A 676-nucleotide genomic window follows, 5' to 3' on the forward strand; every position below is an offset into this window, starting at 1 on the left:
AGCGTGTACACGGTGCGGTGCACGAGGAATTCGTGCGCCTGCTCGACGGTCGCCTTGCGCGCGAGGTGCCGCGACAGGCTGGGACCGCCCTCGGCGCCGGTCATCGCGAAGAGCGCGCGGGCCACGGCATCCGTCGTCGCGGCGGGCAGCTCGGGCAGGCTCACGCTCCGCCGCAGCGACGCTTCGAAGGCGTCCTCGATGATCCGGCGAGTGGTGATCAGAGCGGGGTCCCACTCGAGGTCGGCGCGCAGGGCGCGGAAGGAGCCGTAGGCCGAGGCGTACAGCGCGAAGAGGGCGAGCTGCAGGTCGTCGTCGCGCTCGATGTCGGCGGATGCCAGGACGGCCGCGTCGGCGAGGGCGGTGTGTCCCGAGGGGGTGCCGTCGACCAGGTGCTCCAGGACCGCCGCGCTGACCGGCCCCCGAGGGGTGAACGGCAGGCCTCGGGAGTCGGCCTCGTCGGCGGGCGCGGCGGGGACGGGGGCGATCAGAGTGGGGGACACCCGGGAACTGTGCGTCGGAAACGCGGGGGATGCCGAGGCCCTTGACAATCCGGCCGGGATCGCGAGGAGGCCGCGCGGGTGGGAGCGTTCTCTCGGGCGCCCCGCGTCAGGGGCGGGCGCGCGATTGTGCCCGAAGGGTCTGCACCCCACAACCCCCGTGCCAGACCCCCCGGCGC

Annotated in this window: 1 pseudogene; it reads right to left on the reverse strand. The window is 74.4% G+C overall.

From position 1 onward, the window contains the following. Window positions 1-500: pseudogene (locus DBR36_RS18680) on the reverse strand (iron-containing redox enzyme family protein); the annotation flags it as partial. Window positions 501-676 lie beyond the last annotated feature (176 nt).

This window comes from Microbacterium sp. HMWF026 (assembly GCF_003061325.1).
Classification (GTDB): Bacteria; Actinomycetota; Actinomycetes; order Actinomycetales; family Microbacteriaceae; genus Microbacterium; species Microbacterium testaceum_E.